Raw genomic sequence first — 903 nt, forward strand, 5'->3', positions numbered from 1 at the left:
CTGCCGCCGTCGCTGCGGGCCGCGCTCGCCGCCCAGCCGCCCCCGTACCTTCCCCAGCACGGCGGGTTCGCCCACCGCCACCCAGTTGCGGCCCACCAGGTACGTACCGCCGTAGTCGCGCGCCTCGCTCAGCCACTCGTGCCGGCCCCGTACCGTCGCGAACGTCGCCAGCACGTACTGGCCGTCGTCCGTACGGCAGACCCCCTGGCGCAGTTCGGCCGCGTCCGTCTGCATCACCGGCGTGCAGCGGGTCTTCGCCGCGAGCTGCTCCAGGCTGCCCGTCGCCGTCGGCACGCTCCCGCCGCGCCCTCCCCCCTCGCCCTCGGCGGCCGGGCCATGGATCAGGATCAGCGCGCCGCCCAGGGCGGCGGTGGCACCCGCCAGGGCGACGGCGGCGGACAGGACGGCGGAGCGGACGGAACGCATCGTTGGGCCTCCTCGCGGGAACGCACGGCACTCCCCGTTACGCACACGGGCCCCGAACGACTCATCGGAGGGCGCGGGACACGTCGTCGGACATCGGACGCACCGGACGCACCGGAAGCGGCGGCCCCGCGGCTCATTGCTCCCCCGTACCCCGGTCACTACCGTGCGCTGACGCACGCACCACTCGTAGCCCGACCTCGATCGCACAGTGGGAGCGGACATGACCGATTCGCCCGAAAGCCAGGCCGGGAGCCAGGCCGGAAGCCCGAGACCCGCCGAAAGCCCGGACGGGAGCCCGAGACCCGCCGCCGCGGGCGGCCCCACCCGGCGGGCCCTGCTGAGCGCCACCGGCGCCCTCGGCACCGCCGCCGCCCTCGGCTCGTACCCCGCCGCGGCCCACGCCGCCGGAACCGGAACCGAAAGCGGCATCGAAAGCGGAAACGGGCCCGCCGTCTTCGACCCCGCCCCCGCCCGCGC

Annotated in this window: 1 protein-coding gene and 1 pseudogene; one reads left to right on the plus strand and one right to left on the minus strand. The window is 76.1% G+C overall.

Annotated elements, in window-relative coordinates; all coding sequences use genetic code 11:
• Positions 1–426, minus strand: a 426-nt coding sequence (locus tag ACSNOD_RS31460) for a hypothetical protein (protein WP_436770484.1), incomplete at its 3' end; no start/stop codon positions are given.
• Between the two features lie 220 nt (positions 427–646).
• Between ACSNOD_RS31460 and ACSNOD_RS31465 the strand changes: the two are divergent.
• A pseudogene (locus ACSNOD_RS31465) lies at positions 647–903 on the plus strand (hypothetical protein); the annotation flags it as partial.

Source organism: Streptomyces sp. URMC 123, assembly GCF_051386515.1.
GTDB lineage: Bacteria > Actinomycetota > Actinomycetes > Streptomycetales > Streptomycetaceae > Streptomyces.